This is a genomic window from Mesorhizobium sp. M8A.F.Ca.ET.057.01.1.1, assembly GCF_003952565.1.
In the GTDB taxonomy this organism is placed as follows: domain Bacteria; phylum Pseudomonadota; class Alphaproteobacteria; order Rhizobiales; family Rhizobiaceae; genus Mesorhizobium.
This window is the reverse complement of sequence record NZ_CP034454.1, coordinates 2,393,637-2,409,694: the sequence shown is the minus strand read 5'-3', so window position 1 is coordinate 2,409,694 and position 16,058 is coordinate 2,393,637. Positions and strand designations below refer to the sequence as shown.

Below are 16,058 nucleotides of genomic sequence, written 5' to 3'. Positions count from 1 at the left end.
TGGCTGCGGCAGAAGACCCGTTGACACCGTGGCAACGGCAGCAAGGCCGGCTGGAATGGTGGCTGCGGCAGAAGACCCGTTGACACCGTGGCAACGGCAGCAAGGCCGGCTGGAATGGTGGCTGCGGCAGAAGACCCGTTGACACCGTGGCAACGGCAGCAAGGCCGGCTGGAATGGTGGCTGCGGCAGAAGACCCGTTGACACCGGGCCTGCCGCCTGCTTTTCGACACTACCAGCGGTAAAGAGTGCAACCGCTGGTAATTCAGGGCGTTGGCCTCCAGGCATGACAAAGCCCTCTTCGTTTCGAAAGGAAGCTGATGCGACTGCGTTCTCAAGCCCTCGCGGCGCTGTTCTTGTGCGCCACGGCCTTGCCGGCGATGGCGCAGGAATGCGGCGGTGATTTCGAAACCTGGAAACAGGGTGTGGCGGCGGAAGCCAAGGCTGCCGGAGTCGGCGCCGTCGGTCTCGATGCGCTGGAGGATGCCAGGATGGACGAGAAGGCTCTGGCTCGCGACCGCGCGCAGGGCGTCTTCACGCAAACCTTCGTCCAATTTTCTAACCGCATGATCTCGGCCTACCGGCTGAAGCAAGGTGCGGCGAACATGAAGAAATACGCCGATGTCTTCGCCCGCGCCGACCAGCAGTTCGGCGTCCAGGCGCCTGTCATCACCGCCTTCTGGGCGCTTGAAACGGATTTCGGCGCCGTCCAGGGTGATTTCCATACGCTGAGCGCACTGGTGACGCTGTCGCATGACTGCCGCCGCCCGCAATTGTTCCGGCAGCAACTGGTGCCGCTCTTGGAACTGATCGATCGCGGCGTGCTGCCGGCCGATGTGACGGGCGCCTGGGCCGGCGAGATCGGTCAGACGCAGATCCTGCCGTCCGACTATCTTGCGCGCGGCGTCGACGGCGATGGGGACGGCAAGATCGACCTGCGAAACAGCGTGCCGGACGTGATCATGACCACCGGCAACAAGGTGCTGTCGCGCGGCTGGAAACGCGACGAACCCTGGATCCAGGAAGTGCGCGTGCCCGACGAGATGCCATGGGACCAGACCGGCCGCACCAACAAATTGCCGCTGACACAGTGGGCGCAGTGGGGCGTCACCAACCCCGACGGCTCGCCGCTGGTCGACAAGGGCCTGCAGGCCGGCCTTGCGCTGCCGATGGGCCGCAAGGGTCCGGCTTTCCTTACCTATGAGAATTTCGACGTCTATCTCGAATGGAACCAGTCGTTCACCTACGCGCTGACCGCGGCAAACCTTGCCGCGCGGCTGGCGGGCGCGCCGCCGCTCGATCCGCGCAATCCCGAGCCGGGTCTCAACAACGACCAGATGAAGGCGTTGCAGACCAAGCTCGAGGCCAGGGGTTACGATGTCGGCACGGTCGACGGCATTCTGGGCACCAACACCCGCGAAGCCATCCGCAAGGAGCAGATGCGGCTAGGCCTGCCGGTGGATGGCTGGCCGACGCCGGAGCTGCTGGGAAAGCTGTAGCTCCCTCTTCCTTCTCCCCTCTCGTGAGCAGAAGAAAGCTCAATCCGCCATCGTCTCCAGGCTCGCAAATCCCTGCGGCGCGTCGCCCTCGTCGAAGGGCGTCGTCACCTCGACGAAAGTGTCGGGATAAAAGCCGTTGAAGCGGGTCCTGAGCGACAGCGAGTAAGCGCCGATATGGCCGATCTCGATCCAGTCGCCGGTATCGACGGTTTCCGGCAGCCAGAACGGCCTGGACAAGATATCGACGGAATCGCAGGTCGCGCCGCACACCTTGAACGGCACGATGTTCTTCTCGTCGCCATTGCGCGCGCGGATCGCCGGATCGGGGATGAAGCGCGCCGGCAGCGTGATCTTGCCGGTCCATGAATCCGACAGCGACGCCCAGATGCCGTCATTGATGTAGAGCCGCTTGCCCTTGCGCAGGAGCACGCGCACGATCAGCGACAGGCAGCGCGCCACGATCACCCGGCCCGGCTCCGCCACCAGCGGTATCTGGTCGAATTGGTATTCCTTCAGGTCGCCAGAGAGCCGCGACATGATCTGGCCGAGCGAGGGCATCTCAATCAGCTTGCGGTTGGGATCATGGCCGTATTCGGCCGGAAAACCGCCGCCGACATCGAGCCCGGCAATGTCGAAGGTCAGCCGGTTGCGCACCCAGTCGGCCGAGGCCAATGCCCGCTCATATGTGTCGGGATCCTCGATCTGGCTGCCGACGTGGAAGCACAGGCCGACCTTGTAGCCGGTGCGGTTCAGCCGCTCGGCGAGTTCGACCGCATAGGCCGGCCCGGCGCCGAATTTCTTCGACAGCTCGTAGGCGGCATGCCCCTTGGTCTGCACGCGCACGAAGACGGTGACCGCGCCCGGGTCGATATCGAGCGCCCGCACCACCCGGGTCAGCTTGGTGATCTCGTCCTCATGGTCGAGAGAGATGACGCGGATGCCGTATTTTTCCAGCGCCAGCTTGATGTCCGACTGCGCCTTGACCGGGTGCATGTAGAGCATCTCGGCATCGGGCGAGACGGCGCGCACGGCCGCGAACTCGCCCGGGGAAGCGACGTCGAAGGCCGTGACGCCGGCCTCGACCAGCGTCTTCAGCACGATCTGCTCGCCATTGGTCTTGACCGCATAGGCGGTCTTGCCGGGGAACATGCCCATGAACTGCCTGGCATCGGCCTTCAGCACCTGCGGGCGGAAGCAATAGACCGGATCGTCCGGGCGAAGCGCCAGTGCCGCCTCGCGGGCATTCTCGAATCGCTGCATGGACGAATCCTCGGCTTCAGCTGCCACAATTGATCCAAGCTAGCGGCTAGCGCATGACCCCGAAAGTCAATTCCGACTTTCATCTTGCAGCCGCCCTTTGCGCGTCTCTGGAGACGCGCGGCGCTGCAATGAAAACAATTCTGTGTCTCGCAGCCCCTGACGGTACGGCATTGCCTTGTCAGAAGGCCATCGGTCCGGTTTCGGGTGGCCCTTGCCGGCGAACCGGATATGGCTTCTGCCTTGTGGCTGGCATTCCGGCCGTGCGGGGGAGGATTCATATGGCAGTGACCGTTACATCTGCGTCACGTGGACCGATGGCGATCAAGGACTGGGGCCAGTTGCTGCTGCTCGGCGCGATCTGGGGCGGCTCGTTCTTCTTCGCCCGCGTTGCGGTGGCGGAACTTCACCCGCTGGTGCTGGCGCTGTTTCGCGTCGCCATCGCCGCGATCGCGCTGCAGCTCTATCTCGGCTTGCACGGCCCGTCCTTCCGCCTCGCTCTGCCGCATGCCGGCCTGTTCTTCCTGCTGGCCTTCACCAACAATGTCGTCCCCTTCTCGCTGATCTTCGCCGGCCAGACGCAGTTGGGTGCCGGCGTCGCCTCGGTGCTGAACGCGACGACACCGTTCTGGACGCTGATCCTCGCCAATGCCCTCACCTCGGACGAAAAGCTGTCCTGGAACAAGCTCGCCGGCATCGGGCTCGGTGTCGCCGGCACCGCTGTGATGATCGGTCCCGGCCTGCTCGCGGGGCTCGGCGGCCCGGTCTGGGCCAAATTCGCGCTGATCGGCGCATCGCTCTCCTATGGCGTTGCGCTGATGGTCGCCCGCCGCTTCAAGGGCGTGCCCTCACCGGTCGTCGCCACCGGACAATTGACGGCCTCGACCATCATCATGATCCCGATCGTGCTCTTCGCCCATGGCCCCGCCGGCCTGTTCTCCGCCTCGCCGCCGGTGTGGGCCGCGGTGCTGGCGCTGGCGCTTCTGTCGACGGCCTTCGCCTATATCCTCTACTTCAACCTAGTCGCCTCGGCCGGCGCCACCAACGCCTCGCTGGTCACATTGATCGTGCCGGCCAGCGCCATGCTGCTCGGCTTCCTCTTTCTCGGCGAACGGCTCGAACTGTTCGAGATCGGCGGCGTGGTGCTGATCGGTCTTGGCCTTGTCACCATCGACGGGCGCCTGTTCGGAAGACGTTAGTGCGCGACATGCCCGCATCGCGGTAGCGCTGTCATGACACGCCAACGACACCTTCCCGCCATAATTTGTTCACAGGCCTGAAGCCGGTTTTGCCGAAGAGTTTCAACGGCTAACGGTAAAACCGAGGTCGCGAATTCCACATTCATGTCGCAATGCAGCACATTTTCCGCTTGCCTGTGGCACAAATGAACCTAGACTCCAGGGCATAGCTCTTTAAGAGGAGGCTATGTCATGGGACTTACGAGGCCAATCAACGCATTGATGATTTGTGCTGCGTTTGCTTTCATCGGCGCCCTCATTATGGGCGTCCTTCCCTGAACCCGCCAAGACGGGGAAGACCAGCACCTAATAGTCCAACCAATTCGAAAGGCCGGGTTTTTACCCGGCCTTTGCTTTTCTGGCTGCCCCCTAAGCGGCAGCCGATCCGGCCACTTCCGCCTCGTGCGAGCGGATGCCGATCATGTGGCAGACGGCGAACACCAGATCGGCCCGGTTCATTGTGTAGAAGTGAAAATCGCCGACGCCGCGCTCGACCAGATCCAGCACCTGCTCGGCGGCCACCGCGGATGCCACCAGCGCATGCGTCTGTGGGTCGTTCTGCAGGCCGTCGAAGCGCTCGGCCAGCCAAGCTGGCACCAGCGCGCCGCAGCGCGCCGAGAAATTGGCGACCTGGGTAAAATTGTGCACCGGCAGGATGCCGGGCACGATCGGGATGTAGATGCCGGCGCGGCGCGCGCGCTCGACGTAACGCTCGTAGAGATCGTTGTCGAAGAAAAACTGGGTGATGGCCCGCGTCGCGCCATTGTCGACCTTCCGCTTCAGCATGTCGATGTCGGTGGCGAAATCAGGGCTTTCCGGATGCTTTTCCGGATAGGCCGAAACCGAGATGTCGAAATCACCGGCGCCCTTCAGCGCCCCGACCAGCTCGGCGCCATTGGCGTAGCCGTCCGGATGCGGCCGGTAGGCAGCGCCGACGCCTTCCGCCGGATCGCCGCGCAAAGCGACGAAGCGCTTCACGCCCATGTCGGTGAATTCCTGGATCACGGCGTCGACCTCATGGCGGGCGGCATCGACGCAGGTCATGTGCGCCGCCGGCGTCAGGCTGGTCTCCTTCAGGATGCGGCCGATGGTGCGCGCCGTGCGCTCACGTGTCGAGCCGCCGGCGCCATAGGTCACCGAGACGAATTTCGGCTGCAGCGGCTCCAGCCTTGTCACCGTATCCCACAGCCTTGCCTCCATCTCGTCGTTCTTCGGAGGGAAGAACTCGAACGAAACCCTGACCTTGTCGCCGATATCGGGACGGCGGGAAAAACGAAACTGGTTCATCAGACGATTTCCCCTATCGAGCTCACTCTGGTCTGCTGGCTGGCATTTGCAGGATCGGCGATCAGCAGGCGCCGGTCGCGGCCAAGCCAAAGCTTGACGGTGAGCCTGGCCTCGTTACCGCCGCGCGGTTCGAATTCCTGTGCATCCTCGAGATCGAGGCCGGCTTCGGAGAACCACTCCCCGATCTGCCGGTCGGAAAAGCCCAGCCGCATATGCGCATGCTCGTCGCGCAGGAACTCAAGCGCGTGCGGCGCGAAATCGACGATGACCAGACGGCCGGCAGGGCGCAAAAGCCGCGCTGCCTCGTGGATGGCGCGGGCCGGATCGTCGAGATAGTGCAGCACCTGGTGGATGGTGACGAGATCGAAGGCATCGCGCTCGACCGGCGGCGAGAAAATATCGCCCTGCCGCACCTGCGCATTCGAAACGCCGGCCTTGTCGAGGTTGGCGCGCGCCACGGTCAGCATCTCGCGCGACATGTCGATGCCGATGCCGCGCCGGTAGAGCGGCGAGAAGATTTCGAGCAGCCGCCCGGTGCCGGTGCCAAGGTCGAGCATGGACTGGAACGGCCGCTTGCCGACCAGCTTCAGCATCGCGGCCTCCACGGCGCGGTCGGGCACATGCAGTGAGCGGATATGATCCCAGCTTGCGGCGTTCTGCGAAAAATACTCGGTGGCGCGGTCCTGGCGCTTGCGCTTGACCGAGGTCAACCGCTCCAGATCGCGCTCGACCTGCGGGTCGGCGCCCCGAATGCCGGAAACCAGCCCCATCACGAAGTCTCGTGCGGAATCGGCGTCCGACAGACGGAAGAAGGCCCACGACCCTTCCTGGTAGCGGCCGATCAGCCCGGCCTCGAGCAGCAGCTTCAGGTGCCGCGAGACACGCGGCTGCGACTGGCCGAGAATTTCGGTAAGGTCGGAAACGGTGAGGTCGCCGCGCGACAACAGTGCCAATATGCGCAGGCGGCTGGATTCGGCCGCCGCTTTCAGCGTATCCACCATGGTGTCGAGCGAGACATGCATCAGCGTATTCTCTTTGAAAAAGATATAAACATATGTTTATGTCGATTTTCAAAACCACGCAAGCGCTATGTCGCTTCCGGACAAGAAAATGCCGCATGCGTGATTTTTCGGTGCATGTCGTCCAAAAACGTGTAGCGGTTTTGGGACAATGACATGCATCAGCAAGAAGATCGGCCGATGAGCGAACCGCGTGAGATGTTCGAGGCACGCGAAGGCGAGCGGAGACTGGACCAGGATCCGGCGTCGATGCCGCCGGATGGCGGCATCGTCTTCATCGGCCGTATCGCCTCGTCATGGACCACCCGGGAAAGCTGCCCGAAGAACATGCGGACCGCGCGCGAGACCGGACAGCCGGCGGTGCTGACCATCGACGCGCCCTACCGCAGCGGCCTGCAAGGCCTGGAGCGCGCCAGCCATGTCATTATCCTGTCCTGGCTGCACCACGCACCGCGGAATCTGATCGTGCAAAAGCCGCGCCATGCGGCTGATGCCAAAGGCGTATTCGGGTTGCGCTCCCCTGCGCGACCGAACCCGGTCGGCCTGCATGTAGCCAAGCTCGTCGCGCTCGACGTCTCCACTGGGCGCATCGACCTCGACGCCATCGACGTGCTCGACGGCACGCCGGTCATCGACATCAAGCCCTATTTCGCCTCGACCGATGCCATATCAGAGGCGACCGTTGAGGGGCGCGACGAGCGATGACCGCCCCGACCGGCCGCCGCCGCGCCATCGCCAAGGCGCTGACAGCACTTCTGCCGCTGGCTCCTTATGCCGACATGGAGAAGATCCGCACCGACGCCGGCTCGGTGCATATGAAGACCTTGCCGCCCACGATCGCGGTCTGGCTGGCGACGATTGCCCATATCCGTCACATGCACACCGACTACGAGAAGCTGCTGGCCGAGGGCTATGATCGCGACTCGGCGCGTTTCTTCGTCATCGAGCAGACCAACATCGTGCTCACGCGCTGGCGCGCCACCCGCCTGCTCGACGCCGATGACGAGGAGGAATGAGGCTGTGCCGGGCCGGATGGTGCTCACCTCGTCATGCTGGCCGGGTCTTCATCTCGAGGATGACTTAAGTCGGAGCGCTGGCTCTATGCGCTCGGCCTGCCGGCGATAGCTTGTGACGCAATGGCAAGGAGTTGCCTATGAGCCAAATCGCACAGGATACACCGCCGCTGCCTACAGTCGGTGATCGCCATGTCGACCCGCATTCCTATCCCGACGGCATTGCCTTCCTCGACGGCCAGTACCTGCCGATGTCGCAAGCCAAGGTGTCGGTGCTGGATTGGGGCTTTCTGCACTCGGACGCCACTTACGATACGGTGCATGTCTGGAACGGCCGCTTCTTTCGCCTCGAGCTGCATCTCGACCGTTTCTTCGGCGGGCTCGACAAGCTGCGCATGACGATCCCGTTCGATCGCGACGGCGTGGCCGAGATCCTGCACAATTGCACAGCACTTTCGGGTCATCGCGCCGCCTATGTCGAGATGCTGTGCACGCGCGGCGCTTCGCCGACCTTCAGCCGCGACCCGCGCCAGGCGATCAACCGCTTCATGGCGTTCGCCGTGCCGTTCGGCTCGGTCGCCAATGCCGAGCAGTTGCAGCGCGGTCTGCGTGTCGCCATCAGCGACAAGGTGCGCATTCCGCCGGCCTCGATCGATCCGGCGATCAAGAACTACCACTGGCTCGACCTCGTGCGCGGCCTCTACGATCCCTATGACCGCGGCGCCGAGACGGCCCTCATTCTCGACTTCAACGGCAATGTCGCCGAAGGCCCCGGCTTCAACGTCTTCGGCGTCAAGGGCGGCAGACTATCGACACCGGCCATCGGCGTGCTGCCCGGCATCACCCGCCGCACTGTCTTCGATCTCTGCGCGGAGGCCGGGCTCTCGGCAACGGCCATGGATGTCAGCGTGGCCATGTTGCGCGGCGCCGACGAAGTCTTCATCACCTCGACCGCCGGCGGCATCATGCCGGTGACGGAGATCGACCGTGCTGAGATCGCGGACGGCAAGGTCGGGCCGATCACCAGCCGGCTGATGGCGCTCTATTGGCAAAAGCATGACGACCCTGCCTGGTCGACGCCGGTGAACTATCCCTGATTCACACGATTTCTTGTTCAATTAGATTCCCCTCGCCTCTGGAAAATCACCGGAGAGGCCGTATATGCCCGAAAGCGGAGAAGCCTCCGCTTCCATCCAGAAATTGCGCCCGCAGGGGCAAGGGATTCCACATCATGACATCAAAGGTTTGGTTCATCACCGGATCGTCGAAGGGCTTTGGCCGCGTCTGGGCCGAGGCCGCATTGGCGCGTGGTGATCGCGTTGCCGCGACCGCCCGTGACACAGCCACACTCGCCGATCTCGTCGAAAAATACGGCGACAACATCGCCGCGCTAAAGCTCGACGTCACCGACAAGAAAGCCGTCGATGCAGCTGTCGCCGAGGCGCACAAGCGCTTTGGCCGGCTCGACGTCGTCATCAACAATGCCGGTTACGGCCATTTCGGCGCCATCGAGGAAGTCAGCGAGCAGGAAGCCCGCGACCAGATCGAGACCAATGTGTTCGGCGCGCTGTGGGTCACCCAGGCCGCCCTGCCGATCATGCGGGCGCAACGGTCCGGCCACATCATCCAGATCTCGTCGATCGGCGGCGTCAACGCCTTTGCCTCGCTGGGACTCTACCATGCCTCGAAATGGGCGCTGGAAGCCTTCAGCCAGTCGCTCGCCATCGAGGTCGCCGAATTCGGCATTCATGTCACGCTGGTCGAGCCGGGCGGTTTCTCCACCGACTGGTCAGGCGCATCGGCCAAGGTCTCCAAGCCGATCGAGGCCTATGCGCCTGCCCGCGCCAAGATGGCTGAACGCCGCGCCAACTCGGTTGCCGGCGACCCCGAGGCGACAGGGCCGGCGATGCTGGCCATCGTCGATGCGGCCGAGCCGCCACTGCGGGTATTCTTCGGCGATGGCGGCCTGCCGATGATACGCCAGGAATACGCCAACCGCCTCGCCACCTGGGACAAGTGGGACCACGTCTCCGTCATGGCGCAAGGCGCCAACAAGAACCGCAAGGGCTGACATCTGGTATTTGCTGTGCCGCCTCCCGGGCGGCGTAGCTATGCCTCGTAAATCCACTGCTCCGGCACGCGCACCGAAATTTCTTCGCCGGTCCTGACGATGCCGGGCTTTTCAACCCAGGCGACCACGCCGCGCAACCGCTTCGCCGCCTTGGGAAACAATAGCGCACCGGCTTCGACATCGGGCATTCCAACGTTCTCGGCGATCGATCGTCCGGCGATACGGCATGGTCCGTTCTGTGCGTCCACCTTGAGAGTTACGCCCCCCTTGAAGAACAACAGCGTGCCGGCCGGCAGCATCGACAGATGCGGCACGTCTTCGATCACCAGATTGGCACCGATCCACTCGGGCTTGATTTCGGTGAGCCCCATCCGTTCGGCGACAATGGCCAGTTCGTCCGCCGCGACGATGGACAATTGCCTTTCATTGCGCATCTCGGTGCCGCGCGGGTACCACGGCTCGCGTCCGCCCGAGCGCCGCGTCGGCCCGGCATGGAAATCGCCCGATATGCCGTCGAAACCCAGCCGCAATTCGTCAGCCGGGCGCGTCTGGAAATGATCCGCCGGCGCGACATAGAGCGCTGCCGCGCGGGCAGTAAGTTTCTTCGCCGGGATGATTTCGACCGGCTTTTCGGCCTCGGGGAAGAGATCCAGCATGGGGCTTCAATCCTTGGATGACGCGACCTGGTTTTGCCCTTCGGCAGGCAAGGCCGCAAGAGCGGTTTGGGCGAAAACGCGCAACTCTTCGGCCGATGCGCCGTCCCGCGCCTGGATCGACATGCCGTTCATGACGCCAGCAATATATCTGGCGAAGTCTTCGACGGAGAGGTTTTGGGGCAAGTCGCCTTCTGCCTTGCCTTTGGCTAGCCGCGCCGCGATCGCCACTTCGCTTGCCTTGCGGTAGGCCTTGAGTTCATCCGCAACGGTTTGCGCTTGCGGCGAGGCCGCCAGGGCGCCACTAACGAAAAGACACCCTCCCGGCTTGCCGGCCCTGGAATAGGCCTCCGCGGCGCCTATCAGCAAGCGCCGCATCGCCTCCCCTGTCGACACCGGCGCGCTCAGCGCTTCCAGCGCGAAGCCGATCTCGGTCTCGTGGTAGCGTGTCAACGCCTTGCGGAACAAAGTCTGCTTGTCGGTGAAGGCGTTGTAGATCTGTGGCGGCGTCAGCCCCATCGCTTCGCGCAGCATGGCCAGCGACGTCGCTTCATAGCCATGCTCCCAGAAAAGATGCATCGCGGCATCAAGTGCCCGATCGGGGTCGAATGCGCGCGGCCGGCCGCCGCGTTGCTTGTCCGAATTTTCCATAGTGATCGATACGAAACCTGTTGACTCATCTTTCCTACATAACATATCAATTGATACGAAACTTGGCAAACCGGAAGATGACCTCCCGGTGAGGCCGTACCCCAAGGAGAGAAGCAATGCCGATCACCGTGACCGCGCCGGAAGGCGTCCTGACCCCAGCGGGAGAGCGCGAAATCCTGCCACGCCTGAGCGCGGCCCTCATCGAAGCCTCCGGCGCTCCCGGCAATTCATTCTTTACCGCGATCGTCGGCGGCACCGTCCACGTCCTGCCGGCGCGCAACATTTATGCCGGCGGTGCCAACCGGCCAATCGTCATGGTCGAATTGAAATTGCCCAATATCGGCCTTGGCTCCGTCGAAGCCCGCGAGGCCTTCATCACTGCCGCCGCGCGAATTGTCGGCGAACTCTGCGTACCGGAGCACAAGCCCGAAAACACCTGGATCAACATCGTCAACGCGCCCGACGGCGGCTGGGGCATCGGTGACCGGCAATATACAGGCGACGCGCTGATCGCGGCCGCTACCGCCGCCGCGCATTGACGAACATGCGGCTCTCCCCTTCGCTGTTCTTCACCACCAACTGCGAACCCGCGCTGGCCTTCTACCAACAATGCTGTCTTGGCCGGGGAGCGATCCTGCTGCGCTGGGGCGACAACAATATGCCGGTGCGCACCGAAGCCATGCGCGGAAAAGTCCTGCATGCCCGCTTCGAAGGTCCGGGTGTGCTGTTCCACGCCTCGGACAATGACGACGCGGAGCCAATGAAGGGCTCCGCCATGATGCTCGAATTCGACGGGTCCGCCGGAACCTGCCAGTCGCTTTTCGCCCGCATGGCCGCGGGCGGCCGGATCACCGTGCCGTTTGCCCGGCAATATTGGGGGAGCAGCTTCGGCATGCTGGTCGACGCCTTCGGCGTGCAGTGGATGTTCAGCTGCTCCAATGAATAGACGCCAGCGAATAGGCGCCAGTCGCTGACCGCCTCGATCACAACCTTCTTACCGAAGAACGGCGCCGCGCCGCATTGCCGCCGGGCTGCGCCGGCTTCATGGTGAAGCCAGACCGTCGACGGAGGTTCTCATGCGTCCCGGAGCGGCGATCGCAGCGCTTTGGTTGATCTGGGTGGTCACATGGCTCGCGGCTGCCCTATGGGCCGATCCGGCCCAAAAGCGCGCCACCATCGGGGCGGAGGCTCGCTATCGTGTCTTCTGGCTGGCCGGCACCGTCCTGCTATTCGTTCCGGCGCATGGCTATGAAGGCAGGCTGAGATTGTGGACGCCGACCCCTGCCGAAGCCTGGGCCTGCGTTGCCCTGATCGCGGTCGGCATCGGCTTCGCCTGGTGGGCGCGTATCCATCTCGGGCGGTTGTGGTCCGCCACGGTCACCGCCAAGGCGCAGCATCGCGTGGTCGACACCGGCCCCTATCGCCTGGTCCGGCATCCGATCTATACCGGGCTGCTGCTGGCAGTGCTCGCCACGATGGTGGCCAAGGGCACGGTCTGGGGCATTGCAGGTACGGCCCTGCTCATCATCGGCGTTGTCGTGAAAGCCAGGCTGGAGGAGCGTTTCCTGCGCGACGAACTAGGCCCAGCCTATGACGACTACGCCAGGCGGGTGCCGATGCTGGTTCCCTTCACGCCGGCCTGACGCGGCGCGGCGTCCTTCATTCAGAGCATGCGCAAAAGCGCGCCGCCGATCGAATACCCCGCACCGAAGGCGCAGATCAGGCCGAAATCGCCGGGTTTCATGTCGGCATGGTTCTCCGACAATGCGATAATGGCGCCGGCGCCCGCCGTGTTGCCGAGCCGCTCCAGCACCATGGGTGCGCGGTCATGGCCCACATCGTGGCCGAATGCCAGTTTCAGGATCATCGCATTCATGCGCGCATTGGCCTGGTGCAGCCAGAAGCGCCTGATCGCCTCCGGCGTCAGCCCGTGTTCGGCGAGGAATTCGACGATGAATTTGTGCCCGGCGACGGTGACTTCCTTGAACACCTTGTTGCCGACCTGCTTGATGAGATTGCCCTCCAGGTCGATCATATAGGGATCGTCCTGGGCCGTGCGGGTGTGATAGCCGAGATTGGTGCGGATGTTGTTCGACATCTGCGTCCAGAGGCGCGTGTCCAGCACCTCGAAGCGGCCCGGCCGCCTCTCGCCCTGGGTGAGCCCCTCCACCACCATCGACACCGAAGCGTCCCCGAAGATGAAGTGCGTCTGCCGGTCGCGGAAATTGAGATGGCCGGTGATGATCTCGGGCGTGGTCACCAGGACGCGTTTGTGGGCGCCCGAGCGCACCAGATTGACCGCCATGTGCAGCGCCGCCGCCGCCGACGAACAGCCAAGCCCCATATCGAAGCCGGCACCCCGTGTGCCCAGCGCCTCCTGCATTTCGATGGCGATCGCCGGATATGGCCTCTGCTGATGCGACGACGAGCAGATCACCAGATCGATGTCCGACGCCTCGATGCCGGCGTGCTCGATCGCCTTCCCCGCCGAAGCGACGCCGAATTCCGCCTGCAGCGAGAGCGCGTCGTCCGGGCGCGCCGGAATGCGCGGCGCCATGCGGGTCGGGTCGAGAATGCCTTCCCGTTCGATCACGTGGCGGGCGCGCACGCCCGAGGCATGGACGATGAAGTCGGCATCCGATTTCTGCAGCAGCGTCTCGCCGGCAGCCTGGCGCCGCACGTTCTCCGCGTCGACCCACGCGTTGAAACTGGCGACCAGTTCCTCATTCGTGATGACAGGCTTGGGGATTTCGGCGCCGATGCCGCTGATGATGACGCGATGCATGTTTCAGTCCGTCCCATCCGCGGGCGATGCGGCTTCATGTGGGCGCCGAAACGCTTCGGCGCAACACTTTTCTCATCAGGCCGGTTTACGCCGGATTAAACCAGGATTTTCGCGAGCCTATCCAGCCCGTTTGGCGACAATGAAAATGCGGGGGAACCGCAGCAGCACCTTGCCATCGGCGGTCTTCGGATAGGCCTTGGCAATCTTGGCCGTGTAGCTGTCGAGGAACAGCTTGCGCTCGTCCGCTTCCAGAGGATCGAGGAACGGCTTCAGCCCGGTGGCCTTGACCCACTCGACGATCGCCTGGGCGTCGGCCAGTGGATGGTTGTAGATGGTGTGCCAGATGTCGAGCCGAGCGGAGAGCGGCGACAACAGGTCGTAGTAGAACGATACCGGCGGCAGCGGCGCACGCGCCGCGCCCTTTATCCTTGCCGCGAAAGGCGCTTCCGCGGCGGTTTCCCGCATCAGGCGGTGCGAATCCTCGGCCATATTGTCGGGCATCTGGATCGCCAACGCACCGCCGGGCGCCAGAAAACCCATCAGACGCTGGAATACCGCCGGATGCTCTGGCAGCCACTGGAAGACGGCGTTGGCGAAGATGACGTTGACCGGCGCGGCCGGCTGCCATGTCGCCGCATCGGCGAGGTCGAAGCTGACATTGGGCAGGCGCGCCCTCGCCTTTTCGATCATGTCGGGCGAGGTGTCGAAGCCGCTCACTTGCGCATCCGGCCAGCGCTCGACCAGAAGTTCGGTCGAATTGCCCGGCCCGCAGCCGATATCGACGACCCGGCGCGGAAAGTCGACCGGCACTTGTGCTGCGAGGTCACGCGCCGGCCGCGTTCGTTCGTCCTCGAATTTCAGATATTGGGCGGCGGACCAATCAGCCATTTGAGCTCTCCTCGTATCCCAGAGAAATTCGCCGCCCAATCAACCCGTTACCGCGTCAGCCGCTTGTGCGTCATGCGGTGCGGGGCCGCCGCTTCCGCACCCAGGCGGCGCAGCTTGTCCTTCTCGTACTCCTCGAAATTGCCTTCGAACCATTCGACATGCGCGTCGCCCTCGAAGGCGAGCATGTGGGTGGCCATGCGGTCGAGGAACATGCGATCGTGGCTGATGATGACCGCGCAGCCTGCATAAGCTTCCAGCGCGTCTTCCAACGCGCCCAGCGTTTCGGTGTCGAGGTCGTTGGTCGGCTCGTCGAGCAGCAGCACATTGCCGCCCCCTTCAGCATCTTGGCGAGGTGCACGCGGTTGCGCTGACCGCCCGAGAGATTGCCGACCTTCTGCTGTTGGTCACCGCCACGGAAGTTGAAGGACGAGCAGTAGGCGCGGCTGTTGATTTCGTGCTTGCCGAGCTTGATGACCTCGGCGCCGCCCGAGATCTCTTCCCACACCGTCTTGTTCGCATCGAGTGCGTCGCGGCTCTGGTCGACATAGCCGAGCTTGACCGTCTCGCCGATGCGCACTGTGCCCGCATCCGGCTTCTCCTGGCCGGTGAACGTCTTGAACAGCGTCGTCTTGCCGGCGCCGTTCGGGCCGATGACGCCGACGATACCGCCCGGTGGCAGCCTGAACGACAGGTTCTCGATCAGGAGCTCGTCGCCAAAGCCTTTGTTGAGGCCTTCGACCTCGATGACGACGTTGCCGAGGCGCTCGCTCGACGGGATGACGATCTGCGTGTCGGTCGGCTTGCGGTTCTGCGACTGCTCGACCAGTTCCTCATAGGCCTTGATACGCGCCTTGGACTTGGTCTGGCGTGCTTTGGGCGACGACTGGATCCACTCGCGCTCGCGCCAGATCGACTTCTGGCGGGCATCGTCCTCGCGGCCTTCCTGGATCAGGCGCTTGGCCTTGGCGTCGAGATATCTGGTGTAGTTGCCCTCGTAGGGAATACCGCGGCCACGGTCGAGCTCGAGGATCCAGCCTGTGACGTTGTCGAGGAAGTAGCGGTCGTGGGTGATGATCAGCACCGAGCCCGGATAGTCGCGCAGGTGCTTTTCCAGCCAGGCGGTGGTCTCGGCGTCGAGATGATTGGTCGGTTCGTCGAGCAACAGCAGATCCGGCTGTTGCAGCAGCAGCCGGCACAGCGCGACGCGGCGACGCTCGCCGCCCGACAGGTTGGTCACTTCAGAATCGGCCGGCGGGCACTGCAACGCGTCCATCGCCATCTCGACCTGCTGCTCGAGATCCCACAGATTGAGCCGGTCCATCTCGTCCTGGAGCTTGGCGGACTCATCCGCCGTCTCGTCGGAATAGTTCATCATCAGCTCGTTGTAGCGCTCGATGATGGCGGTCTTCCTGGCAACGCCGTCCATGACGTTTTCCATCACGGTCTTGCTGTTGTCGAGCTGCGGCTCCTGTGCCAGGTAGCCCACGGTCGCGCCCTCGGCCAGCCAGGCCTCGCCCTGAAACTCCTTGTCGAGCCCGGCCATGATGCGCAGGATCGTCGACTTACCCGAACCGTTGGGGCCGAGGATGCCGATCTTGGCGTCCGGATAGAAGGATAGATGAACGTTATCGAGCACCTTCTTGGTGCCATAGGCCTTCGACAGGCCGGACATGTGATAGATGAACTGGCGTGCCACGCGC

16 protein-coding genes and 1 pseudogene are annotated in these 16,058 nt (G+C 63.7%); 9 read left to right on the top strand and 8 right to left on the bottom strand.

Annotated elements, in window-relative coordinates:
* Positions 1-317 precede the first annotated feature (317 nt).
* A complete protein-coding gene (locus EJ077_RS11140; protein WP_208701951.1) occupies positions 318-1,496 on the top strand; it encodes a lytic murein transglycosylase in 1,179 nt (392 codons plus the stop codon).
* Positions 1,497-1,535: 39 nt separating this feature from the next.
* On the opposite strand, the gene EJ077_RS11135 is transcribed toward EJ077_RS11140, so the two are convergent.
* A complete protein-coding gene (locus tag EJ077_RS11135; RefSeq protein WP_208701949.1) occupies positions 1,536-2,756 on the bottom strand; it encodes an alanine racemase in 1,221 nt (406 codons plus the stop codon).
* A gap of 278 nt (positions 2,757-3,034) precedes the next feature.
* On the opposite strand from EJ077_RS11135, the gene EJ077_RS11130 reads away from it, so the two are divergent.
* On the top strand, positions 3,035-3,952 hold the full coding sequence (locus EJ077_RS11130; RefSeq protein ID WP_208701947.1) for a DMT family transporter: 918 nt from the start codon (positions 3,035-3,037) through the stop codon (positions 3,950-3,952).
* A 408-nt stretch (positions 3,953-4,360) separates the two neighbouring features.
* Here EJ077_RS11130 and metF read toward each other — a convergent pair whose 3' ends face one another.
* Entirely contained in the window at positions 4,361-5,278 is a 918-nt protein-coding gene (gene metF, locus EJ077_RS11125; RefSeq protein WP_127871703.1) for a methylenetetrahydrofolate reductase [NAD(P)H], read from the bottom strand.
* Entirely contained in the window at positions 5,278-6,300 is a 1,023-nt protein-coding gene (locus tag EJ077_RS11120; protein ID WP_208701945.1) for an ArsR/SmtB family transcription factor, read from the bottom strand. The genes metF and EJ077_RS11120 overlap by 1 nt, the downstream gene beginning before the upstream one ends.
* Before the next feature lie 177 nt (positions 6,301-6,477).
* On the opposite strand from EJ077_RS11120, the gene tsaA reads away from it, so the two are divergent.
* From tsaA to EJ077_RS11100, 4 genes are all read left to right on the top strand, one after another.
* The gene (gene tsaA, locus EJ077_RS11115) at positions 6,478-7,002 is read left to right on the top strand and encodes a tRNA (N6-threonylcarbamoyladenosine(37)-N6)-methyltransferase TrmO (RefSeq protein ID WP_208701943.1); all 525 of its coding nucleotides are present in this window, start codon (positions 6,478-6,480) and stop codon (positions 7,000-7,002) included.
* Positions 6,999-7,313, top strand: a complete 315-nt coding sequence (locus EJ077_RS11110) for a DUF2293 domain-containing protein (protein WP_135881930.1) — start codon at positions 6,999-7,001, stop codon at positions 7,311-7,313. Before tsaA ends, EJ077_RS11110 begins: the two co-directional genes overlap by 4 nt.
* A 137-nt stretch (positions 7,314-7,450) precedes the next feature.
* Positions 7,451-8,407 (top strand): aminotransferase class IV, encoded by a 957-nt coding sequence (locus tag EJ077_RS11105; protein ID WP_208701941.1) that lies wholly within the window; start codon positions 7,451-7,453, stop codon positions 8,405-8,407.
* Between the two features lie 134 nt (positions 8,408-8,541).
* Complete coding sequence (locus EJ077_RS11100) at positions 8,542-9,381, top strand: SDR family oxidoreductase (RefSeq protein WP_208701939.1); 840 nt, start codon at positions 8,542-8,544, stop codon at positions 9,379-9,381.
* Between the two features lie 38 nt (positions 9,382-9,419).
* Here EJ077_RS11100 and EJ077_RS11095 read toward each other — a convergent pair whose 3' ends face one another.
* Positions 9,420-10,037, bottom strand: a complete 618-nt coding sequence (locus EJ077_RS11095) for an MOSC domain-containing protein (RefSeq protein WP_208701937.1) — start codon at positions 10,035-10,037, stop codon at positions 9,420-9,422.
* Between the two features lie 6 nt (positions 10,038-10,043).
* Positions 10,044-10,754 carry a TetR/AcrR family transcriptional regulator gene (locus EJ077_RS11090; RefSeq protein ID WP_245458719.1) on the bottom strand — a complete coding sequence of 237 codons (711 nt, stop codon included), beginning with the start codon at positions 10,752-10,754 and terminating at the stop codon, positions 10,044-10,046.
* A 47-nt stretch (positions 10,755-10,801) separates the two neighbouring features.
* Between EJ077_RS11090 and EJ077_RS11085 the strand changes: the two genes are divergently transcribed.
* The 3 genes from EJ077_RS11085 (at position 10,802) to EJ077_RS11075 (ending at position 12,328) form a co-directional block, all read left to right on the top strand.
* Complete coding sequence (locus tag EJ077_RS11085) at positions 10,802-11,224, top strand: hypothetical protein (RefSeq protein WP_208701935.1); 423 nt, start codon at positions 10,802-10,804, stop codon at positions 11,222-11,224.
* 5 nt (positions 11,225-11,229) lie between these two features.
* Entirely contained in the window at positions 11,230-11,631 is a 402-nt protein-coding gene (locus EJ077_RS11080; protein WP_208701933.1) for a glyoxalase/bleomycin resistance/extradiol dioxygenase family protein, read from the top strand.
* A gap of 130 nt (positions 11,632-11,761) precedes the next feature.
* A complete protein-coding gene (locus tag EJ077_RS11075) occupies positions 11,762-12,328 on the top strand; it encodes a methyltransferase family protein (protein WP_208701931.1) in 567 nt (188 codons plus the stop codon).
* A gap of 20 nt (positions 12,329-12,348) precedes the next feature.
* Here EJ077_RS11075 and EJ077_RS11070 read toward each other — a convergent pair whose 3' ends face one another.
* The 3 genes and pseudogenes from EJ077_RS11070 to ettA form a co-directional block, all read right to left on the bottom strand.
* A complete protein-coding gene (locus EJ077_RS11070; RefSeq protein WP_208701929.1) occupies positions 12,349-13,470 on the bottom strand; it encodes a beta-ketoacyl-ACP synthase III in 1,122 nt (373 codons plus the stop codon).
* Between the two features lie 117 nt (positions 13,471-13,587).
* Positions 13,588-14,358 carry a trans-aconitate 2-methyltransferase gene (tam, locus tag EJ077_RS11065; RefSeq protein ID WP_208701927.1) on the bottom strand — a complete coding sequence of 257 codons (771 nt, stop codon included), beginning with the start codon at positions 14,356-14,358 and terminating at the stop codon, positions 13,588-13,590.
* 47 nt (positions 14,359-14,405) lie between these two features.
* Positions 14,406-16,054, bottom strand: a pseudogene (gene ettA / locus EJ077_RS11060) (energy-dependent translational throttle protein EttA).
* Positions 16,055-16,058 lie beyond the last annotated feature (4 nt).